The 20,408-nt window shown below is 45.2% G+C and carries 20 protein-coding genes and 1 tRNA gene; 15 read left to right on the top strand and 6 right to left on the bottom strand.

The features are described from left to right. Positions 1 to 360 precede the first annotated feature (360 nt). From EJL91_RS08885 to EJL91_RS08840, 11 genes are all read left to right on the top strand, one after another. Complete coding sequence (locus tag EJL91_RS08885) at positions 361 to 3,444, top strand: ATP-binding protein (protein ID WP_125141579.1); 3,084 nt, start codon at positions 361 to 363, stop codon at positions 3,442 to 3,444. A 213-nt stretch (positions 3,445 to 3,657) separates the two neighbouring features. Next, positions 3,658 to 4,530: a tyrosine-type recombinase/integrase gene (locus EJL91_RS08880; protein WP_243125286.1), complete on the top strand. Its 873-nt coding sequence runs from the start codon at positions 3,658 to 3,660 to the stop codon at positions 4,528 to 4,530. 405 nt (positions 4,531 to 4,935) lie between these two features. Further along, positions 4,936 to 7,143 (top strand): sensor domain-containing diguanylate cyclase, encoded by a 2,208-nt coding sequence (locus EJL91_RS08875; RefSeq protein ID WP_164516785.1) that lies wholly within the window; start codon positions 4,936 to 4,938, stop codon positions 7,141 to 7,143. A gap of 411 nt (positions 7,144 to 7,554) precedes the next feature. Then, entirely contained in the window at positions 7,555 to 8,715 is a 1,161-nt protein-coding gene (locus EJL91_RS08870; protein WP_125141577.1) for a MarR family transcriptional regulator, read from the top strand. Between the two features lie 66 nt (positions 8,716 to 8,781). Then, positions 8,782 to 9,237 (top strand): hypothetical protein, encoded by a 456-nt coding sequence (locus EJL91_RS08865; protein WP_479723354.1) that lies wholly within the window; start codon positions 8,782 to 8,784, stop codon positions 9,235 to 9,237. Between the two features lie 642 nt (positions 9,238 to 9,879). After that, positions 9,880 to 10,281: a fimbrial protein gene (locus tag EJL91_RS08860; protein ID WP_479723353.1), complete on the top strand. Its 402-nt coding sequence runs from the start codon at positions 9,880 to 9,882 to the stop codon at positions 10,279 to 10,281. 40 nt (positions 10,282 to 10,321) lie between these two features. Further along, positions 10,322 to 11,032, top strand: coding sequence for a hypothetical protein (locus EJL91_RS08855; RefSeq protein ID WP_125141576.1), 711 nt, complete (start codon positions 10,322 to 10,324; stop codon positions 11,030 to 11,032). A gap of 16 nt (positions 11,033 to 11,048) precedes the next feature. After that, positions 11,049 to 11,387 (top strand): hypothetical protein, encoded by a 339-nt coding sequence (locus EJL91_RS25355; RefSeq protein WP_423243433.1) that lies wholly within the window; start codon positions 11,049 to 11,051, stop codon positions 11,385 to 11,387. Further along, positions 11,353 to 11,961, top strand: a complete 609-nt coding sequence (locus tag EJL91_RS08850; protein WP_423243432.1) for a hypothetical protein — start codon at positions 11,353 to 11,355, stop codon at positions 11,959 to 11,961. Before EJL91_RS25355 ends, EJL91_RS08850 begins: the two co-directional genes overlap by 35 nt. 359 nt (positions 11,962 to 12,320) lie before the next feature. Then, the gene (locus EJL91_RS08845) at positions 12,321 to 12,713 is read left to right on the top strand and encodes a TIGR04076 family protein (protein ID WP_125141575.1); all 393 of its coding nucleotides are present in this window, start codon (positions 12,321 to 12,323) and stop codon (positions 12,711 to 12,713) included. 84 nt (positions 12,714 to 12,797) lie between these two features. Continuing rightward, on the top strand, positions 12,798 to 13,199 hold the full coding sequence (locus EJL91_RS08840) for a hypothetical protein (RefSeq protein WP_125141574.1): 402 nt from the start codon (positions 12,798 to 12,800) through the stop codon (positions 13,197 to 13,199). Between the two features lie 70 nt (positions 13,200 to 13,269). On the opposite strand, the gene EJL91_RS08835 is transcribed toward EJL91_RS08840, so the two are convergent. Then, complete coding sequence (locus EJL91_RS08835) at positions 13,270 to 13,578, bottom strand: helix-turn-helix transcriptional regulator (protein ID WP_125141573.1); 309 nt, start codon at positions 13,576 to 13,578, stop codon at positions 13,270 to 13,272. 386 nt (positions 13,579 to 13,964) lie between these two features. On the opposite strand from EJL91_RS08835, the gene EJL91_RS08825 reads away from it, so the two are divergent. Beyond that, the gene (locus tag EJL91_RS08825; protein ID WP_125141571.1) at positions 13,965 to 14,291 is read left to right on the top strand and encodes a hypothetical protein; all 327 of its coding nucleotides are present in this window, start codon (positions 13,965 to 13,967) and stop codon (positions 14,289 to 14,291) included. A 286-nt stretch (positions 14,292 to 14,577) separates the two neighbouring features. Here EJL91_RS08825 and EJL91_RS08815 read toward each other — a convergent pair whose 3' ends face one another. Then, positions 14,578 to 14,937, bottom strand: coding sequence for a winged helix-turn-helix transcriptional regulator (locus tag EJL91_RS08815; protein ID WP_125141569.1), 360 nt, complete (start codon positions 14,935 to 14,937; stop codon positions 14,578 to 14,580). 119 nt (positions 14,938 to 15,056) lie between these two features. Here EJL91_RS08815 and EJL91_RS08810 point away from each other — a divergent pair, with 119 nt between their 5' ends. Genes EJL91_RS08810 through EJL91_RS08800 form a run of 3 tightly spaced genes read left to right on the top strand, consistent with a single transcriptional unit; the run spans position 15,057 to position 17,134 of the window. Next, positions 15,057 to 16,070: an NADH:flavin oxidoreductase gene (locus tag EJL91_RS08810; protein ID WP_125141568.1), complete on the top strand. Its 1,014-nt coding sequence runs from the start codon at positions 15,057 to 15,059 to the stop codon at positions 16,068 to 16,070. Next, positions 16,067 to 16,717 (top strand): DsbA family oxidoreductase, encoded by a 651-nt coding sequence (locus EJL91_RS08805; protein ID WP_125141567.1) that lies wholly within the window; start codon positions 16,067 to 16,069, stop codon positions 16,715 to 16,717. The genes EJL91_RS08810 and EJL91_RS08805 overlap by 4 nt, the downstream gene beginning before the upstream one ends. 3 nt (positions 16,718 to 16,720) lie before the next feature. Then, complete coding sequence (locus tag EJL91_RS08800) at positions 16,721 to 17,134, top strand: DUF1934 family protein (protein ID WP_125141566.1); 414 nt, start codon at positions 16,721 to 16,723, stop codon at positions 17,132 to 17,134. Between the two features lie 317 nt (positions 17,135 to 17,451). Here EJL91_RS08800 and EJL91_RS08795 read toward each other — a convergent pair. From EJL91_RS08795 to EJL91_RS08780, 4 genes are all read right to left on the bottom strand, one after another. Continuing rightward, positions 17,452 to 17,525 (bottom strand) — tRNA-Arg (locus EJL91_RS08795). A gap of 120 nt (positions 17,526 to 17,645) precedes the next feature. Beyond that, positions 17,646 to 18,527 (bottom strand): DUF3881 family protein, encoded by an 882-nt coding sequence (locus tag EJL91_RS08790; protein ID WP_125141565.1) that lies wholly within the window; start codon positions 18,525 to 18,527, stop codon positions 17,646 to 17,648. Positions 18,528 to 18,688: 161 nt separating this feature from the next. Beyond that, positions 18,689 to 19,192 carry a DUF4446 family protein gene (locus EJL91_RS08785; RefSeq protein WP_125141564.1) on the bottom strand — a complete coding sequence of 168 codons (504 nt, stop codon included), beginning with the start codon at positions 19,190 to 19,192 and terminating at the stop codon, positions 18,689 to 18,691. A gap of 84 nt (positions 19,193 to 19,276) precedes the next feature. After that, positions 19,277 to 20,347: a ParB/RepB/Spo0J family partition protein gene (locus EJL91_RS08780; RefSeq protein WP_125141563.1), complete on the bottom strand. Its 1,071-nt coding sequence runs from the start codon at positions 20,345 to 20,347 to the stop codon at positions 19,277 to 19,279. Between the last annotated feature and the right edge of the window lie 61 nt (positions 20,348 to 20,408).

Raw genomic sequence — 20,408 nt, 5'->3', positions numbered from 1 at the left:
TTGAAAAAATCAGCCTCCCGCCCAGTTTATCACTTACTTAGTGTGCAGAATATAGATTTTTGATTCTTCCCTGCCTATGGGGTTATGTCGAAACACTCCGCTACTGTGCTTAAACCGAAAGAAATATTGGCACAAAAAAAGCCCGCGGATATTTTGATGATCCAGTTTATTAATATTAGTTTCTCATTTCCTTAATGGCGAACTAAAAAAATTTATTCCTCTCCCACGGGCTGATATCCGTTGCAAAATAGTCATATAAATGGTATTGTTAAAACAGAAAAAGATTTGATTTTGACACTCTGAAAAGCCCGCTAACGACACAGCCCGAAGCCACTTTGCTTTAGGTTTGGGAGGATATGAATGGACAAACGAAAAGGCCAAGCCGAAAAGACCGTCAGGGACTTTTTAGATGCTTATTTAATACACCGGAATATAGAAAGCGCACTCTCATTTCTGTCGGATCATATATTGTGGATCGGTGTTGGGAACGACATTGCTCTCTGCGGAATCCGGGAGGTGGAAAAACTTCTCGAAAAAGAAATATCTTGTGATCCCGATCCGTATATAACCGAACTGGTTCAGCCATGTGAGGTGGCAGATTCGCCCGATCACGCTGTTTTCATGTCGGACCTGAAGCTGATGAGGCCCGTTCCAGCCGGACCGTCCTACACTCTCAAAGCACATTTGAGCGCTTCCTGTGCGCAGAGGGATGATGTTTGGAAAATCACCTCACTCCATGTATCTGATCCGCGCATCCTGCGTGATACCTCCTCCATCAAGAATGATTACATCGGGGAAGATCTGTTAAACCACAGTGTGTTCTTTACCGCCGATCATGAAAAACAGGCAATTCTCCAAAACCATAGATTGTCGGCCCAGCTTGAGGCCCGCAATGAGATTCTGAAGGTAGCGCTGGAACACACCTCCATCTGTGAATTCTACTATTATCCCGATATCCGCAGCTGTGTAATTCCGCAGCGTACCTGCGAATACTATCACTGTAACGGGCGTTATGACAGAATGCCCGACAGTTTTCTTGAGCATCTCGTCCCGCCCGCTTTCCACACCGTCTGCAGGCAGATGTATGATGCCATCCACCAGGGGAGCCGAACGGCTAATTCCGAGTTTCTGACCAGTACAGGTGTATGGTGCCGCGTCATTATGTCAACCGTAAGCTGGGATGAAAAGGGAAAGCCTGATTTCGTTGTTGGAATTATAGAAGATATAACAAATGAAAAAGACATGGCCTCAGCACTGGAAAAAGCCAGATCCAGGGACAGCCTGACAGGACTCTGGAATAAGGAATCAGGTACAAGACTTGCCCAGGAATATATGCAGACAAAACCTGTCGAAGAGAACTGTGTCATCATGCTCCTGGATATGGATAATTTTTCCCGGCTCAATGAGGAGGAAGGGACAGCATTTGCCAATGCCGTACTGCTGGAAGTGGCTGACATCCTCCGGACATCAACCGCCGAACAGGATTTCCAAATCCGTCTCGGCGGCGACGAATTTATGCTTTTCATAAAAAACTGTGATAAAAAGCAGGCCACTGAGATCGGCCCGCACATCGCAGAACAGGTGCAAAATCTTCTGGCCCAGACGGACAGCTCCACTCCCATCTCCGTCAGCATCGGCATGTGCTCCACCGAGGTGGTCAACGAATACAGCGGCCTCTACCGCTGTGCAGAGAGCACATTGAAGTATGTGAAAGAGAACTGCCGTGGACATGCCGCCTGTTATCTCGATACATCCAACGAACTCGGTGTGATGCTGACCAATCTGTATACGGAAAAATATATCGTCAATACAATTGAGCAGGAAGACTCGGAACGTGGGGAAAACCTGATCTCCTTTGCCCTGGATCTTCTCGGCAAAGCAAGTAATCTGGAGGATGCCGTATCTCTGCTGTTTGCCAGGATGGGCAAAACTTATCATTTGGACCGTGTGTCACTGCTGGAGATTGATCCTGCATTCCTGACCTGCCATTTTACCTACCAATGGGCCAGGGATAAGTCGTTCCTCCACCTTAACAAACCGATTTATATAACGAAAGGAAGCTATGAAACGGCTGCCTCCTGCTACGGTTCGGACGGTCTGTATGGTTCATGTCCAAATAAAGAGATATCTCCGTTTCCATCCTGCCTCCATGCAGGTATCTGGAATCATGGCACATTTATCGGCGCCCTCGGATTCGAAGTCAGCCAGGAGAACTACACCTGGACGAAAGAACAGCGCCGTGTCCTGGCGGAGATGGGCAAAATCGTCCCTTCCTTTGTCATGAAAGCCCGTGCTGATGCCTTTAGCCAGGCAAAAACTGACTTTCTGTCCCGCATGAGCCACGAGATAAGAACTCCGATGAACGCCATCGTCGGAATGACTGCAATTGCCCGATCCATGGCCGGCAATAGGGAAAAGGTTTTGGAATGTCTGGATAAACTTGACACCTCCAACCAGTATTTATTAAATCTGGTTAATGATATCCTGGATATGTCCCGCATTGAGAGCGGTAAAATGGAACTAAATCCCGAGACGATTGATCTGGCGGCGCTTATCTCCTCAGTAAAAGGGATGATGCTCCCTCAGGCCAAGGGAAAGAATCTGCACCTTAATATTTTTAATGACTATAAAAATAACAGGCCTCTCCTGGCAGACAAACTCCGCCTGGAACAAGTCCTTTTAAACATTATTGGCAATGCGGTCAAATTTACGGAACCCGGAGGTCATATTACCCTGCGTGTGACACCGATTCAGGAGGATATGGACTGCCTGACTCTCCATTTTACGATAAGCGATACAGGTATCGGAATTGCTCCGGAAGCGCTGCAGAATATTTTCAATGCGTTCGAGCAGGCTGCCAGAGACACCTCATCCCGATACGGAGGGACGGGACTTGGCCTTGCCATCTCAAGCCGTCTCGTCCAGATGATGGGCGGAATGCTGAAAGTAAAAAGCGAACCCGGCCGTGGTTCGGAATTCTTCTTCACCCTGAGCTTTCCCTACAGCAATGTTCTGCCGGTGGTAAAGAAACAGCTGCAGAATATGCGGTCAGACTGCTTTAAGGGAAAACGCCTCCTAATCGTTGAAGACAACGAACTGAACCGTGAAATAGCGCAGACACTCCTGGAGATGAACGGTTTTATCGTGGAAACAGCAGAAAACGGTCAAACGGCCCTCCAGACGTTCGCCAGCCATGACACCTTTTATTATGATGCCATCTTGATGGATATCCATATGCCGGTTATGAATGGCATCGAATCCACCAAACGGCTGCGCACCATGGGACGCGAGGATTCACGCACCATACCGATTATCGCAATGACGGCCAACGCTTTCAGCGAGGACAGCCGCAAATCATTGCAAAATGGCATGAACGGACATCTCTCTAAACCCATACAGATGGAGGAGCTGCTGCTTACCCTGCATCAATGTCTGAATTGTTAAACGTATCAATCAAATTAGAAAAGGGCTATGCGCTGTTATTAGAACGGCGCATAGTCTTTTTCTTTCTTTTCTGTTTTAATTCCTCATATTAATATTTCCGATGGATGATAGTGGTAAGATATGGAATTTTTAATTTTTCAATTTTCAGGGTATTATATCACCTTATTTTCGGTAAAATAACAAATATCAAACCGAAGAGAGGAAGTAAAAAAGATGGAACATGACACAAATATTCTTATGCATCAAGCCGTATCTCCGGCATCTTTAAAAGATTACGCATCCTATCTGCACGAACAGGAACGCAGCTCTAATACCATAGAAAAATATATCCGCGATCTTCGCGCGTTTTTTCTTTATCTCAGCGGGAAAGAAATCGATAAGGCAGCCGTACTGGGCTGGAAAGAGAGTCTGGCCGAGAGCCACCGGCCTGCCAGTATCAACTCCATGCTGGCGGCAGTCAACGGCTATCTGGACTTCTGCGGTTTAACGCTCTGTAAAGTAAAACCAGTCAAAATGCAGCGCAAAATATTTTTGAAACCCGAAAAGGTTTTGACCCGGGAGGAATATGTATGTCTTGTACAGGCTGCGGAATCAAGAGGCAACCGTCGGCTCTCCCTTTTAATGCAGAGCATCTGCGCCACCGGCATCCGCGTTTCAGAACTCAGGTACCTTACCGTGAATTCACTGTACACAGGACGCGCCGAGGTGGACTGTAAGGGTAAAATCCGCGTTGTATTCCTGACAAAAGAACTTTGCCGCGCCCTGCGTTCCTATTGCAGGGAAAACAATATCACACGAGGCCCCATCTTCTGCACCCGGGATGGAAAGCCGTTAAACAGAAACAATATCTGGAGAGACATGAAATCCCTCTGTCAAAGCGCCGGTGTGGAACCGGGAAAAGTATTTCCCCACAACTTGCGCCATCTGTTCGCCCGAACCTATTACTCCATGGAAAAAGATTTATCCAGGCTGGCGGATCTGCTCGGACATGCTAATATCTCAACCACCCGTATTTATACAATGGACTCCGGGGAAGAACATGCAAAACAACTGGCTCTTATGCAGCTCGTCCTGAGCGTGACGTAAAAAAGCAACATAATGGTGATTATGCCATCATGCCGCTTTTCATTCGGATAAATTTACATATAATCATATTATCATAAGAGGAGGGAAATTACAATCTTCCAATATCCGACCGCTGATCATGATCCGGAATTCCGTATGTAAAAATTTATAAAGCACCAAAACAGACCGGCATAGAATAAGTAAAATCATTCCGGTCTGTTTTGGTGCCTTTTTACCTGGGATACTATGATTTTTCTACAAAAGTCTCTTTCCCATATAACAAAGAACATCTTAAATTGTTCTGCCTGATGGCATAATCACCATTATGTCATCAACACAGTCAGCCTGCTATGCCCGGGTTTCCACATGACGCGCCCGGCGCATCAGCAAGCTCAGAATTTTTCCGGGAAAGAAAAGGTGGAATACATGCTACAGGAACATCAGGAGATAATAGATAAATTTGAAACTCTGCTGCGCAGATATGCCGTCCTCTTCAGCGAAATAACCATGCTGGATGATCCGGATGACATTTTTTACGTAAGTGATCCGAAAACCTACGAACTCTGCCTTATCAGCAGAGGCGTTGCTGATGGCGGCGGACTTGAAGGCGGCAGAGGAAGAAAATGTTATGAACTGCTTCAAAACCGAAGCTCTCCCTGTCCATTCTGTACCAGCTCCCTGCTTACCACGGAACAGTATTATATCTGGGAACACTGCAATCAGGCAGCAAAAAAAAATTTTCTAATCAAAGATCGGCTTTTTGACTGGAATGGACGTAAAATGCGCATCGAAGTCGCATTAAACATTACCAATCCGGAACAGGCAAAAAAAGTGCTGATTGAAAATGCAAACCAACAGAACCTGATGATGCACTGGATGCGCTGTCTTCTGAAACAGGAACCGCCGGAGGAAGCATTTGGGCTGATTCTGGAAGATTTAAAAAATTATTTTGAGGCTGATACCGGTTTTATCCGTTCCTTTACGGCTATCGAGACGGTACGTTTTTTCTCAAAATGCGGCTGCGGTACGGGCATTCCCTATATCGACCAATTGGATTCCCGGCTGCTTAAACGCTGGGAGCGCCTGATCGGCTATAATAAGCTGATTCTGATCCGTTCCGTGGATGAACTTGCGGACCGTGATCCTGAAAGCTACCGTTTTCTGTCAGAATACAGACTTCACAATTTATGTCTGGCTCCGATTATCTGCCGGGGACGCCTGGTAGGGCTGATTTGCCTGGGCAACCTGAAAAAGCGCCTGACGTCTCTTTTCCTCCTGGAAGTACTGGGAGACTATATTGCGGCCTCGGTGCAGAGATTAACGATTCAGGAAGAAAAAGCAAAAATCCAATATACTGATCCCTTGACTGGCCGTCTGAATTTTGAAGGGTTTAAAATAAAAGCAGAACGTATTTTAAACAACAATTCCGGACGTAAATACGCCCTTCACTACTGTGATATAAAGAAATTCAAATTTATCAATGAAGCTTATGGATATGATACAGGGGACTGTATTCTTAAATACTGGAGTGATTATCTGGCCTCCGTCTGCCGTGAGGGTGAAGTATTCTGCCGGATTTCCGGGGATACACTGGCCTATCTTCTCTACTATGATAATGAGCCGTCCGAACTGGAAAAGAATTTCAGGGAAATGTCTGTCCATATATCAGATTACCCGGAACTTTATCAAAAACGCCATCATATTGAACTTGCCTGCGGTGTTTATCTAATCGATAATAACTCCTGCTGCCAAATTGGTGAAATGATGAACCGGGCCAATATGGCTCAAAAAAACATTAAAATTATGCCCGGAAGCCACCTTGGCTTCTATACCGATACCATGCGGCAAAAAGAGATGCGGGAAATGGAATTTGTGGCCAACATGCACGAGGCCATCCGAAAAGAAGAATTCGAGATGTTTTTCCAGCCCCAGCTCTGTACCCGCGCTGCCCCGGACCAGTCCATTCGGGCCGAAGTACTGGTCCGCTGGCAGCAAAATGGAACTATAATTGCAATGCCGGGAGAATTTGTGGATTTATTTGAACGCAACGGATTTATTGTGGATTTAGACCATTACATGTTTGAACATGTCTGCATGTACCTGAATAAAATTCTCCCCCGGATTAGAAAACAGCTTATCCTCTCGGTCAATGTTTCAAGGATTACCATGCTTCAGCCGAATTTCATCGAGTACTACTGTTCCATTAAAAACCGCTATCAAATTCAGAGCGGCCTTATAGAACTGGAATTTACAGAAAGTGTAGTTGTGGAGGATGTGTCATACTTTGCAGCAATCATTAAAAGGCTGAAGGACAACGGCTTTCTTTGCGCCATGGATGATTTTGGGACCGGACAGTCCTCGCTGAATGTGCTGCAGGCCCTTCCTTTAGATATTCTCAAACTGGATCAGATGTTTTTCCGTGATAAGACGAATGAAAGGCGCAAGCACATCATTGTTGCCAACATCCTTAAAATGGCCAGGCAGCTCCGGATGGTAACAGTGGCCGAAGGAATTGAATCCGCCGAGCAGGTTAGGGAACTCACCGGGATGGGCTGCGATTACATACAGGGATATTATTATTCGCAGCCTGTTACGGCGGATGAATTTGAGACGAAATACCTGGTAGAAGCGTAGCTGAGGAGGGCGAAAAATTTTGACTTTGCCGGCCTAAAGATTGCCTATAAGGAACGTCTCACCTTAACAGACAAAAAAAGCCGAAAACCTGGTAACTTCAAGGTTTTCGGCATTATTTACTGGCGTTCCTGAGCGGATTCGAACCGCTGGCCTTCCGCTTAGGAGTTAAAATCGACGTTTCCACAGGGGTACAGCGTATTCCATGTGAGTTCTCTAAGTCCAATAAAATCAAGCAATTCGAACGTCTATTTTCCTCATAAGAGTTCCTGCTTCCACAGAAAAGCTAATAGTATCTTGTGGTGTTATTAGCAGATTATTAGCATTTTTTCAAAAAGAGCAAAATTGAAAGCTTTAAGTTCAATTTTGTTCTTTTATTATATTACGAAAAAATAATGGTTGCAAGGAGGTTTTATGTCCGAATATCAATTTCAAATCAAACAAATCGTAGACTATCCTCGCTGCCGGATTTATCGGCAGTTTGTGCATAGTTTGATGAATGACCGGAATCTCCGTTTAAACGGAGACTCCGGCCTTTTTTATTTTACGGTACTATGCTGCTATGCAAACTTCCGTACCTCATACCGCCGTATAGACGGTATCTCCTACACGGTCTATCCCGGCGAGTGGGTCTGTACCGTAAAGGAATTATCCCAGTGGTTCCGTACCCGTTTTCAATGCCAGGCACTGAACATTTTAGAAAACCTGCAGGACATGCACCTTATCTCATTCCTGCCGCTTGGCCGCGGAAAGGTCATCAAATACAAAATTCGGGACTGGAAGAAACACAATACTGTACTGGATTACAACTGCCCCTGTCAGAAAGATACCGGGTTTTTCTTCATGCCGGTTTCCACAGCCGCAGAGCTTATCAGTACCGGCCGCTGCTCGGAGATGGATATTATCCTGGATCTATGGCTCTCTACTATTTACAACGATGAACAGGTGGAGGGTTCAGAAGTCGGCCCAGTGGTTTATATGCGAAATGGAACTGGAAATCCACTGGTGTCCTATAACGAACTGGCGGAGCGGTGGGGATTGTCCAAAGCTACAGTAGGGAGAATTTTAAAAAGACTGTCTGACCGGGAATACATATCGCTCATGACATTTCCCGGACGCCACGGCAGCGTAATTTATCTGCAAAGCTACCTATCCACCATGTTCCAGATATCCGATGTAATGATTGACAAAGAGGAGGTCGCAATGATTCTTAATATTAAATTAGAACTTCCGAAAAAAGAAAGTTTGGAAAATGAATCCACTCCGGAACATGAAATCTGTGTTTCAGACGAGCTTGACAGCGTTTCAAAACAGCACATTGAAATTATTATTCAAAAAATGGCAGAAGTCCTGTCTGCACAAGGAATTTCATGCTTTGAATGTCCCAATTCCAGATATAAGTTATATCCCTTATCTGACGACTGCATGGGTGAGTATTATATCCGCGCGCGTAAGGAATACGCCTACCGGTTCGGGCTGGCGATTCTCTGTGGGGACAGACCGGTTCGTACATTTAAGCTTACACTCTCACCTTGCGAAAATAATAAAGGAGATTTTGATTATGGGAAAGAATAAAGAGATAGATATGATTGATGATCCGTTATACCACGATACCTGGAAACTGCTAAAAAATACCGTGATGTGGTCTGGAGCCTGGAACTGTCGGTTCAGCAGGTCAGGAACCGGTTTGAGATTGAGTTTGGCAGTTCCATTGAGGAATTTCTGGACTCCGTATACCTGGCAGGGGCCGATCTGTCCGGGGGCAGCATTGAACATCATGCCAAGTGCATAGAGCACAGCTATAAAATGTTAAAGCTGTTGGACTCTGCAATCGAATTGTTAAGAAATAAGCACAAAAACGGGGAGGCTTATTACTGGCTACTGTATTACACCTATCTTTCCCCGCAGCAGCTTCGGAATGTGGAGGAGATTATTGAGAAACTGCGCCCCCATATCCGGGATATCAGTTTCAGGACCTATTACCGCCGGCGCCGGGAAGCGATTGACGCACTCAGCTCTATCTTGTGGGGCTATACCTCAAAAGACAGCTTGGATATATTAACAACACTTTTTCCGGTAAATAAAATGTCTGTTTAATCATTTATAAGCTGTGCGGCGACTTCGTCTTAAAACGCCTTTTTTGCATTAAAACAGTAGATAAATCAGAATTACTATGATATGCTATGTATGCTGTCGAACCTCCAGCAGAAAGGAGGTGACGTCCAATGGAATACATAGCAGCTTTCTTAATCTCCATAATAGCAGGTGTGGCCAGCTACTACATTTGCAAATGGCTGGATGGGGATGAATAGACAGCACCAGCCTAGAAGGAGCAGCTCACCTTAACGAGCAAGAAAACCCCCAGAGCCAGCACTCCAGGGGTTTTCGTCTGTCCAATGGACATAACAGCTTTCTTAGCTAAGATTATATTAACGCTTATTCCGAAAAATGTCAAGAAAAACGCCTTTATGATTTCAAAAGAAAATGTCTGGATAATCGGCACAATATTGGCACAGAACAGATATAACATTGGCACACTTCTGCTCTTTCGCCGCAAATCCATATATGTTAAACTAAGTATGCTCAAACTTACACCCAAAACCAAATAGGACAGAAATCTGCGCCGTGTTTCCGGCGCCTTTTTTCTGCCCGGACAGCCTATGGCTGCAAGGAACCACATCTGACAGAATCGGATGTGGTTCTTCTTTTTAGCACAGAAAAAAGAGGAGATCAACAAAATTGAAAAAAACTATTGATTCCCGTCCCAAGACCCTGCCTGAACCTAAGAAGGCACGTCCGCGCCGGTTCTCTGCCGCCGGACTGGCGCAATGTGCGGTTCTCTGCATGGCGCTGTCCGTTATGTACTGCCAGCCGGTATTCGCCGCGACAGATGTGTGGACAAAGGCCAGAGAAATTATGCAGGACGTGTATAACCAGATTGTCCTTATCTCCACCGTGGCGGCTATTGTAACAGCTTCCGTGGCATTGCTCATGATGAACTTTTCAAGAAGCGGCAAAACGGTGGATGAAAGCAGGGCGTGGCTGAAACGGATCTGCATTTCCTGGATTGTCCTTAATGGACTGGGTTTTATTATGGCGTATATCACTCCGTTCTTCGCGGATGGAAAATGGACAGGCTGAGAACGGCCCCGGATGCCCGGATTAAGAAGGGAGTGATTGCATGGGCATTTTAGATGGCATTGTAGAATGGCTGGCGGAACAGGTCATGAACGGTCTGGATCTGATAACAACATCGGTTTTGGGGGCGTTGGGCTGTGATATGACCGTTTTTCTCCGCTATTTCCCCGCTGCCGAGACAATGTACAAGGTATTTGTAGCGCTTTCCATTGGTTTGATCCTGTTGAATCTGGTGTGGCAGCTTTTTAAGAACTTTGGCCTCGGCATCGGTCTGGAGGCCGAAGATCCGGTAAAGCTGTGTATCCGCTCTGTCCTGTTTATCACACTGGCATATTTTTCAGATGGCATTGTCGATATTGTCCTGAAAATTGGGGGAACCCCTTATAAGTGGATTATGGACTCAGAACTGCCGGCTCTCAGCTTTGCAGACTTCAATTCCGCTATGCTTGCTATTATCGGCGTCTGCGCCAATGGCGCGGTTGCTTTAATCACCTTGATTCTGGTGGTTATTCTGGCGTGGAATTATCTGAAGCTGCTTTTCGAGGCGGCGGAACGCTATGTTTTACTTGGTGTACTTGTCTATACCGCACCGGTGGCTTTTGCCATGGGCGCGTCGCAGAACACATCAAATATCTTCAAATCCTGGTGCCGGATGTTTGGCGGGCAGATTTTTCTGCTGGTCATGAATGCCTGGTGCCTGCGGTTATTTACCAGTATGGTTGGTTCTTTTATCGCCAACCCACTTTCTTTGTAAGGAGGTAGGAAAACAAGTGAAACGATTACATAAAATCCTGTTTGCAGCATTTCTGGCAGCCCTGCTGACCTGTCTGTTCTGCCAGCCGGTTTTCGCCATCACGGAGAGCGATGTGCAGGCCCAGGTCGATGCTGCCGGAAAAGAGGCCGTGGCAGGAAATGTTTTAGTCTGGTTCCTGTGTGCCGTTGCCTTTTTAAAGGTATCCCAGAAAATCGACTCCTTCATGTCGAGTTTAGGGGTAAACGTCGGGCATACCGGCGGCAATATGCTGGCTGAGGCTATGATTGCGGCAAAAGGAGTCGGCGGGAGCCGGTACCTTTATGGGCGGAGGGCTTGCGGGAGTAGTCAGCCGTAAAGTCACAAACAGCGCGGTCAAGACAGCGACCTCTCACACAGACAGCAGCTCAAATTCACACAGTTCCGGAGGATTGGGCGGTCTTGTAGCTGCGGCTTCCAGCGGTCTTGGAGGGCACCTTTACAACTCGTCTGTTAAAAGCGGCGGTGAATTTGCCAACAATGTCATCGGATCGGTTGCTACCGGGAATACCCCTTCTCTTGGCTCCATGAGCGGGGAAAAGGCAGCGCAGGCTCTTCAATCCTATATGGGGTACGCCGCATTGGAGGCCGGCGCGGAGAATATTCCGTCCTTTTCCAATGTGCAAATCGGAGGCGGAAGGATTACCGGCACAGAGGTTTCCGAGGAAAATCCAGAAGGCATTTCCTTCGGAATGTACCATACGGCGCAATATGCGGCTCCCCAGGGCGCGTATTCCACGGTGCAGGCGGCTGATGGTACGTCCTGGTATAAGCAGTATGCCGTTGATACCGTTGAAAAGAATCCCTACATGGCGCCGGACGGGTCTATTGCGTATAACGAAACCATTGTGAAGAAACTGCCGCAGCCTCCCCACAGAAAGGATCGTATGTAATGGAAGGACAACAAAAAAACGGTCTGGAGGAGACTCTGGAAACCGGCGCCTCGGCAGCTCATGCGATTCACAAAGGAAATTCATGTTCTCAGGGTGCTTCGCGAGGAGCGTGATTGGGAAAAAGTAATGACCTTACGCCAGGAATACGAATATCCGTAGGAACGCTATCTTGCCTCTTTGCTACTTAATACATAATTTCGCCTGCGATTATTTTAATTTTGCGGATAACCAAACCCAGCGATAGGACGTGTGCTTGTCGCTGGGTTTTTGTAATTTTATTGCGATAATCCATGCTATGTACTACAATGGTTTTAGTAATTGGCTATTTTATAAATCGAAATATGTGGAGGTAAAACAATATGAAACATAAAGTAAAAGTAACAGTTTTGGATAAGAAGTTGTACCCGGAAATACAGCACCAGTATTGTGCTGACCCCGCGTCAGGTATCTGCCCTTGCTACAATGTAGGCGACGAGTTTGTTTTTTACCGTGATGAGGAACGGGATGACTTCTGGCACATGGGACTGAACACGCTGGTTAAAACCGATGGAGACGCTGATACTGTTGCAGGTGGACCCAAAATGCCATTCTGTTCCGAGGCTTGGGATGCGATTTCTCGTTATATTTATACTGGTTTGCAAGGTGGCTCCATTATGAAAGGCTGGATGAAGAATGAAAATGAAATGATTACTTGCTGTTCGGATGGAACAAGGCCAGTAATTTTCAAAATTGAAAGAATTGATTTCGAATAATAGACCAATAATTTCTCATTTGTCGATTTGATTTTACTGCGCCCTATTGGTAAAAGACGCATATTCAAGGAATGGTAGTGAGTTATGCCGAAGCAGAAGAAAAAACAGCCCAGACCGGAACGCCGGGAAGCGCGCCTTAAAAAGGCGCGGGCGTGGGTGCCGACCTATGCGGGGAGCCACCTTGTCCGTGCCTATCGGAAGAAATTTGGGGTAGACCCTGCCTGCGCGCTGCGGGATTTGGGCGAGATCGGCGCAATCCCACCGGAAAAGCTGGCCGTCATGCAGCGGTCGGAACAGCTCCGACAGGAAGCGGCGCGCCGGAAACGTGAAGAACGGAAACAACAGGCCGTCTATGACCGTTACCCCGATTCTGACGACACCTTTTTCTTTATCGCCGGATACACCCCCGGCGGCGCTCCCTATGGCGTGACGTGGGAAGAAATGGGTATGGAACCCTGGGGTGGACTGGACGGGGACAGTGAATAGCGGCATGAATGTCAAAAACCCGGAACGGAACAGTTTTTCATGACTGTCCCGCTCCGGGCTTTTCTGCTTATTATCGTTTTAGGCCCCGCACAATCTCCGCGATACTCGCAATCTGACCATCGTCCAGCGTTTTCAGATCGTCCGCCACCGCCTGAATCTGCTGTGGATTCTGAACCCCATCGTCAAAGAAATCCTTTGGCGATATGGAGAAGTAGTCGCAGATGTAAAAGAAAATCTGCATGGAGGGAAATGCTTTCCCATTCTCAATTTTGTTGATATAACTCTCGCTCTGCTCCAGCGACAAGCTCATGTCCCTTGCTGATACGCCTTTCTGGTTCCGCAGTTGTGCCAGCCTCTGCCGGAAAAATTCTTCATTCATGTGATTACCGTCCTTTTTATATCATTGTATTCCATGAGGTATTGATTGTTAGGGAAATGAATTATCAATTAGCATTGGGCAGGGAATATAATTCCCTATAATCTGATACGATATTGATTTTAATTCTACAAAGTGGAGAAAAGGAGAGATACAATGAGCATGAGGCGGCTTTACCGAAGGATTGCAAGGGAAAACAAGGTCAGCTTGTCGGAAGTGAGAACAGAAATTCAGATTGCGGTTGACGCTGCATACAAAAACACACCAAATGACGGCGGTGTGATTGCAGCATACCAGCGACGTGTACCTCGCAAAGGAGTAATCCCTACCCCAGAGGAAGTAATATGTTATGTAGCCGGGCAAGTCCAGGGAAAACGAGGAGGGGTACGATGAAGGAAATGTTTGATGATACGGTATGCATGATGTTAGATGAACTAGACCAAATGATATTGGAGGGAATGCGAGAGGAGCCGGAGTACAATGCCTACCGGGAGGAGTTCCATGCACTGACAGAAGAAATCTCTGGCCAGATTCCCGGACCGGAACGCTGTCTGACGCTTTCATGCCTTATCGGGGACATGGAACGCCGGACGGCCTTATTATACGGCATGGCTGCAGGAACCGGATTCAGGCAGATATTTGAAGGGAACAACCAACAAGTACTCAAGCAGTTCCTTTGCACCGAATTTTTGTCGGAAATCAAAGATAAGCAGTAAGACACCAATCAAGACCCATGACAGACGGGAAAACGTCCATCATGGGTCTTTTTCAATTAGAAAGGGGTCATTCATAAATGGCAAGCAATCTCAAGCTCATTTCCGAGCTGGCAAGTGAAACCACCCGCGAGGTAACGCGGGACGTGGACGGCTGGAAACGGTATCTTACCACCGCCGCCCGGCTCTATAAGTATGAATTTAAGGAGGAGTGCTACTCCTGCTATTCCGAAAATCAAGTAGGAAATCTTCAATTTTCAAGAATTATTGTTTTTCTGCTTTTTAATATTTATTCCTGGTCTGGTGGAAGTGGTTCGCCCAATTGAAGATGACCCCATTTACATATTGAACGAATTACAGGCAAAAGCGAATAGCCTTTTTCAGAAAGATAATATTCAACTTTGGGCGGAACCTGCGGGTATTCGTGGCGGATGATTAGTCCGTCGGCTTCCAGTTCTTTTAACGTATTAGAAAGCATTTTATGCGTTACATTTCCAAGAGCACGCTTGATTTCTGAATAACGCATGGTTTCCTGCTTCCAAAGCCAAAACAAAATGTGCATTTTCCATTTACCATTGATAACAGAAATCGCATAGTCAAAAGGTTTTATATCTACTGTTTCTTCTGGAAATTTTATTTTTTCGTCCATAGGATCACCTCATACTCTCTTAATGGATAGTATCTACCTTTATTGTGCGTTCTTGCATAATGAACACATACTCATTATAATTTAAAACATAATAAAAAACAAGAAAGTCAGGTGACAATATGTTTATTTTAGAGTCCCCATTAAAAGTTAAAAATCTGACATTAAAAAATCGCTTAATATTTCCGCCAATGGGAACAGGAATGGCAAATGCAGATGGCAAAGTAAATGAAAAATTGATCCGCTACTACGATGACAGGGCGCGCGATGGATATCTTTCTTTGATCATTGTTGAACACAGCTTCGTATCACAGCAGGGAAAGGCCAGTGAGTATCAGTTATCCGCTGCTGATGACAGTACCATAGACGGGCTCCGAAAAATTGCAGAAACCATTCAAAAAAACGGAGTAAAAGCGGTGTTACAGCTCAATCATGCAGGAGTGGCAGCCAGCAAAAGCATTACAGGCTGTGAGACGGTCAGCGCGTCTGCATTAGCAAGCAGAGATGGACGGGAAAACTCACATCCCCTTTCAAAATCGGAAATCAAAAACATCATTTCTGATTTTGCGGATGCAGCAGAACGCGCGCAAAAAGCCGGATTTGACGGGGTAGAGATCCATTCTGCACACAGCTATTTGTTAAACCAGTTTTACTCTCCCTATTTCAATCATCGCCGGGATGATTATGGCGGAGATCTGCTGGGGCGGATTAAAATTCATTTGGAAATAGTTAAAGCTGTCCGGGATAAAGTCGGCACAGAATATCCCCTATTTCTTCGCCTGGGCGCCTGTGACTATGAAGCAGGAGGCACAACGATAAAGGACAGTATGATCGCCGCACAGGAATTTGAAAAGGCCGGTATCGATGTTTTGGATGTTTCCGGCGGTTTATATGGCTTTAATCTTCCTGGGCATACAACAGAGGAAGGCTGGTTTGCCGATGTTACGACTGAATTGAAACGACATATTTCCATTCCGGTCATTTTGACCGGGGGGATCAGAACGCTTGATAAGGCGGAAGCATTTTTGACTGACGGCGCAACCGATCTGATTGGTGTGGGTCGCCCTATATTTAAAGATCCTATGTGGGCGAAAAAGGCATTAGAACAATTTACCGAGAGGAGTAAACGAACATGAAAAAGAAAATAAAAATGAAGTTATTTACAGATTATATTTGCCCGTGGTGTTATCTGGGTGACGCAGTTGTGAAGAATTTAAAAGAGGATTATGACATTGAAATTGACCATATTGGTTTTGAGCTGCATCCCGATACTGCCCCTGAGGGAAATGACCTTTTAAAACAATTTCCGGGCAGTGACGAAATGTTTGACTATTTACGGGAACGCGGTAAAAAGTATGGGCTATCCTTTGCTCATTTAACTGTTCTTCCCAATTCCAGAAAGGCTTTACTGGTAGGCGAATATGCGAAAGAGATTGGAAAAAATGAGGCGTTTGTATCAGCTATGTGGCAGGCTTATTTCAAGGACGGAAAAAATATTGGAGAGGACCAGGTGATTGTTGACACTGCAGGAAAGGTTGGTATTACAGAAGCGGAAGTTCATGCTGCTTTTCACAACAAAAAGTATGCCGAAGCTTTGGAAAATAATATGCGTGAGGGAATAAAATATGGCGTGGACAGTGTTCCGACATTTATTATTGAAGAACAAGTTAAAGTTGTTGGCGCCCGTTCCGAGGACATATTTAAAAAGGCATTGGAAGAATTGAATGCATCTGAAGATGAGGAGGCCTCCGGCTGCGATAATGGCGCTTGCCGGTTGAATTAAAACATGAAAAATGATGTTAAAAAAGTCAGTATCGAGATTGTCAGTGTTATAAACGGCGAAGAAAATCACTGGCAAACCACAGGAGAATACAGATTAGACGGCGATACGCACCTGCTTGCATATACGGACTATGCAAGCAATGCGATTACTAAGAACGGACTCTATGCCGGTAAAGAATCTATGCTGTTACACCGAACCGGCGGAATCACCGGCGATATGCTTTTTGATCTGCGGAACGCCACGATTACAAAGTATGCAGTATTTTCTGTCGAAACAGATTTTGTGATCCAGACAGACGATTATAAAGTCAATACCACGGAGGATGGATTGGAAATCTATGTACGCTATACGCTGACTGATAAAAATGATGCGCGGCCGATTTACGGTGCACAGCGGATCTTTATAACCATGCTATGACTGCAAGATTTTGCATGACGCACTTTATACAATGCAGTTTATCTTGAAGTTATAAGACCATTCCTCTATTTGGGATAAATAATTTTTCCATATGGTTCCGGACTTTATCCCATCCGCAATCTTCCGAGAAACGCCGTTTGCCCCCTTGTCAGTACATCCGCGGCACTGAATATCTCTTTGTAAGTTATGCCCTGGACACATCACAATTGACTACTATAAAGGATACGTAATCCGACACAGAATAGAAATTAGAAAGATCAGCCCAAAAACAAAACGCCGAAAACCCACAACATCGAGTTTTCAGCGTTTTGTTAAAACGTTCCTGAGCGGATTCGAACCGCTGGCCTTCCGCTTAGGAGGCGGACGCTCTATCCTGCTGAGCTACAGAAACATCTTGAAAATTTATAATACAGCCTGTAAAAAAACTGCATCTGTACCCATTAATATTCAAAGGCATAATGTTAATTATAATTCATATTCCTACTCTAAGTCAAGTCCCTTTATAAAAAAATCAGTCTTTGAAATTTGCGATTCCCTGCATCCAGATACGGCCTTTAAATCTGCGTCCCGGACATGGTTCTCCGAGTAAATCCAGCTTGTTAATTGCAACCCTGAAAAACAGATCATTACACTCCAGCTTCATATCGTAGATTTCCTCACCTGTTATCCTGTTTTTCTTTAGTTCGACTTCACATATCTCCCCTACGACGGAATACTGGTCGCACTCGATACCGCTTGGCATAAAGCAGGTGTCCACGATTGAGTAGATATCCTCCTTAATCACACGCCTGGACGCCTGTGAATAGAGATCTATATCTTCTATCGTCAGCGATTCCATCGCATCCTCATCCCCATTCTTGGCCGCTTCCAGCAGACTGTCCCTATTGCGGGATGCTACTTTGGCTTTCTCAATCTGCATGGCCGTCTTCTTAATGGGGAGTAATACTTTTCCATGAACCGACAGGGCAGAAAGTGTCGCCGACTCTATTTTGATCGGTGAGTTTGCTTTCTGAAACCTTTCCCTGTACTCCATGGGGTTAAGTAGATAGAAAATCAGTGATATCCCGACTTTATATTCATCCAGCAGACCTGCATATGTTTCTTTTTCCGCATGGCGCTGTATTGAACATTCGGCTTTTGTTGTAACAGTATCACTTGTAATGTATGGATAGTAATATTCAATATCCAGTTCTTCCTTATCATTCAGCTCGCCATACATAGCCAGACCGATCCCCGGTGCTACTTCCGTCTTCATCTCACACAAACTGGTGTCCCTGTCTATCTGTATACATTTGGATCTTGCCGCTTCCTTGGAAAGGCAGCGCAGAAGAGCCCTGATATCTTTTTTTCTCTGGTACATGCTGAATCCTGCAGCGCGTAAAAACTTATGCATTCTCTCACCTTCTATCTTTATTATTTTTGTTGAGTCCCATTGTATCTATTACTTTTACTACAAATCACGAAAATTTGCAATAGTTTTCCTGCCGTTTACAGCCGTTTTTCCATATTATGTCAACTTCATCTTGTCTTTTCATATTATTTCCTTACAGCATGCTAGTGATAACCAAGAGCCTGTTCAAGCGCTTCCTTTTCCTCACTTCCTAGAAGAACTTCCGTCTTTCCTTCCACCACGTCCTTCAGATAGAGATAGCACCCCTCTCTGCTGTGCACGGAATTTAGAACAAAACCGGTATTGTTGTCGTCCAGGAGAGCGATTACAAAACTCAGGTTGCCGCCCATTCCTTTAAACGCATTGTACTTTACCATTCCGGTCTTCTGATATCCGGCTTTTACCTGTTCCTCCATAGATTCGATCAAGTCCTTATTGGCCCTGTCTTCGGAACGGAGGAATGCGGCCTCATCCATCAGATCCAGTACGGTATCTTCAAGGGTCTCTGCATCTTTTCCCCTCATAAACATATCATATCTGCGATACAGTTTCTTATACTGTGATAAGCAGATTAGCGTGGCGATAAGCGATATCAAAGTGAGTATGATCAAGCCGATGATTAAAAATCCGGGATCAAACCCCAGGTTATTTAAAATACTGTTTTCCATCTTATGTCCTCATTTCAGTTCTTCTAATCTCTATGATCGATATAAAATAAAAACGGTTGCATGAAAATTCAATAATATTAATATTTAACCATTTATAGATTGGAGAAGCTCTGCTATTCTTTCCAATTCCGCAGATGAATAGTACTCTATTTCAATGCGTCCCTTGTTTTTGTCCTTCTTATTAATAATTACTTTTGTACCCATTACCGATTTTAATCTTTCTTCGAGATCCTGGTAAAAAATATTAAAGTCTCTTTCTTCCGGTTTTTCTTCCTTCTTCTTAGCCGGTTTTGTTAACAGCTTGACCAGCCGTTCAACCTCCCGCACGCTCAGTTTGTTATTGACAATCTTAACTGCAATTTGATATTGATGTTCGCCGTCTTCCAGTGCGAGAAGCGCTCTGGCATGACCTCCTGTTATGCGGTTCTGAATGAGCATCTCCTGAACTCTCTCATCCAGCTTCAAAAGACGCATGCTGTTTGTAACCGTAGCCCTGTTTTTAGCCACTCTTTCAGCTACCTCTTCCTGCTTCAGCCCGAATTCCTGGATAAGCATCTGATACGCCTTGGCCTCCTCGATTGGATTCAAATCCTCTCGCTGAACATTTTCGATAAGTGCAATCTCCATTGTCTGCTGTCTGGTATATTCTCTTATAATTACCGGAACCTGCTTCAGTCCGGCCAGCTTTGCAGCCCTCCACCTTCTCTCACCGGCTATGATTTCATAATTGTCACCTTGTGCCTGTTTCTGTACGAGCAGTGGCTGAAGTACACCGTATGATTTTATAGAGTCGGCCAGTTCATTCAGCTGTTCTTCGTCAAACATCTTACGTGGCTGACTTCCGTTTGGTTCTATCTGTGTAATGTTCAGAAATTTTTCTTTCTCCACCTCCACTATTTTTACCTTTGGAGCCGGCTTTGCCGTTTTTTTCGCGGCAGTGACACTTTTTTTCTGCGGCTTTTTAGCGACGGGAAGTACCATATCAAGTTCCTTCAGGTTAGCCTTTTTATCAGCATGTTCCGCATGTTCCTCCTGCCCTTCCGGATTAATCTCCTCTTTGGCAGCCTCCGGAGCTCTGGGCTTTGTCTGGGAAATATCATAATCATCACCAAAAAATGCTCCTAATCCTTTTCCAAGTCCTGTCCTTTTCGACATTGTTTCCTCCAATCGTGCTGTAATACCTTCCTACCAATTAACCTTATTTTACTATATGCCT

The organism is Clostridium transplantifaecale (assembly GCF_900626075.1).
In the GTDB taxonomy this organism is placed as follows: Bacteria; Bacillota; Clostridia; order Lachnospirales; family Lachnospiraceae; genus Otoolea; species Otoolea transplantifaecalis.
This window is presented reverse-complemented; position numbering and strand designations above follow the sequence as displayed.

What these genes read in the sequence shown, in the direction of transcription:
- EJL91_RS08780 (WP_125141563.1), bottom strand. Translation starts at nt 20,347, where the DNA reads ATGTCGAAAAGGACAGGACTTGGAAAAGGATTAGGAGCATTTTTTGGT.
- EJL91_RS08825 (WP_125141571.1), top strand. Translation starts at nt 13,965, where the DNA reads ATGAAGGAAATGTTTGATGATACGGTATGCATGATGTTAGATGAACTA.
- EJL91_RS08790 (WP_125141565.1), bottom strand. Translation starts at nt 18,527, where the DNA reads ATGCATAAGTTTTTACGCGCTGCAGGATTCAGCATGTACCAGAGAAAA.
- EJL91_RS08885 (WP_125141579.1), top strand. Translation starts at nt 361, where the DNA reads ATGGACAAACGAAAAGGCCAAGCCGAAAAGACCGTCAGGGACTTTTTA.
- EJL91_RS08815 (WP_125141569.1), bottom strand. Translation starts at nt 14,937, where the DNA reads ATGGACGAAAAAATAAAATTTCCAGAAGAAACAGTAGATATAAAACCT.
- EJL91_RS08875 (WP_164516785.1), top strand. Translation starts at nt 4,936, where the DNA reads ATGCTACAGGAACATCAGGAGATAATAGATAAATTTGAAACTCTGCTG.
- EJL91_RS08800 (WP_125141566.1), top strand. Translation starts at nt 16,721, where the DNA reads ATGAAAAATGATGTTAAAAAAGTCAGTATCGAGATTGTCAGTGTTATA.
- EJL91_RS08880 (WP_243125286.1), top strand. Translation starts at nt 3,658, where the DNA reads ATGGAACATGACACAAATATTCTTATGCATCAAGCCGTATCTCCGGCA.
- EJL91_RS08810 (WP_125141568.1), top strand. Translation starts at nt 15,057, where the DNA reads ATGTTTATTTTAGAGTCCCCATTAAAAGTTAAAAATCTGACATTAAAA.
- EJL91_RS08835 (WP_125141573.1), bottom strand. Translation starts at nt 13,578, where the DNA reads ATGAATGAAGAATTTTTCCGGCAGAGGCTGGCACAACTGCGGAACCAG.
- EJL91_RS08855 (WP_125141576.1), top strand. Translation starts at nt 10,322, where the DNA reads ATGGGCATTTTAGATGGCATTGTAGAATGGCTGGCGGAACAGGTCATG.
- EJL91_RS08850 (WP_423243432.1), top strand. Translation starts at nt 11,353, where the DNA reads ATGGGCGGAGGGCTTGCGGGAGTAGTCAGCCGTAAAGTCACAAACAGC.
- EJL91_RS08805 (WP_125141567.1), top strand. Translation starts at nt 16,067, where the DNA reads ATGAAAAAGAAAATAAAAATGAAGTTATTTACAGATTATATTTGCCCG.
- EJL91_RS08845 (WP_125141575.1), top strand. Translation starts at nt 12,321, where the DNA reads ATGAAACATAAAGTAAAAGTAACAGTTTTGGATAAGAAGTTGTACCCG.
- EJL91_RS08785 (WP_125141564.1), bottom strand. Translation starts at nt 19,192, where the DNA reads ATGGAAAACAGTATTTTAAATAACCTGGGGTTTGATCCCGGATTTTTA.
- EJL91_RS08840 (WP_125141574.1), top strand. Translation starts at nt 12,798, where the DNA reads ATGCCGAAGCAGAAGAAAAAACAGCCCAGACCGGAACGCCGGGAAGCG.
- EJL91_RS08870 (WP_125141577.1), top strand. Translation starts at nt 7,555, where the DNA reads ATGTCCGAATATCAATTTCAAATCAAACAAATCGTAGACTATCCTCGC.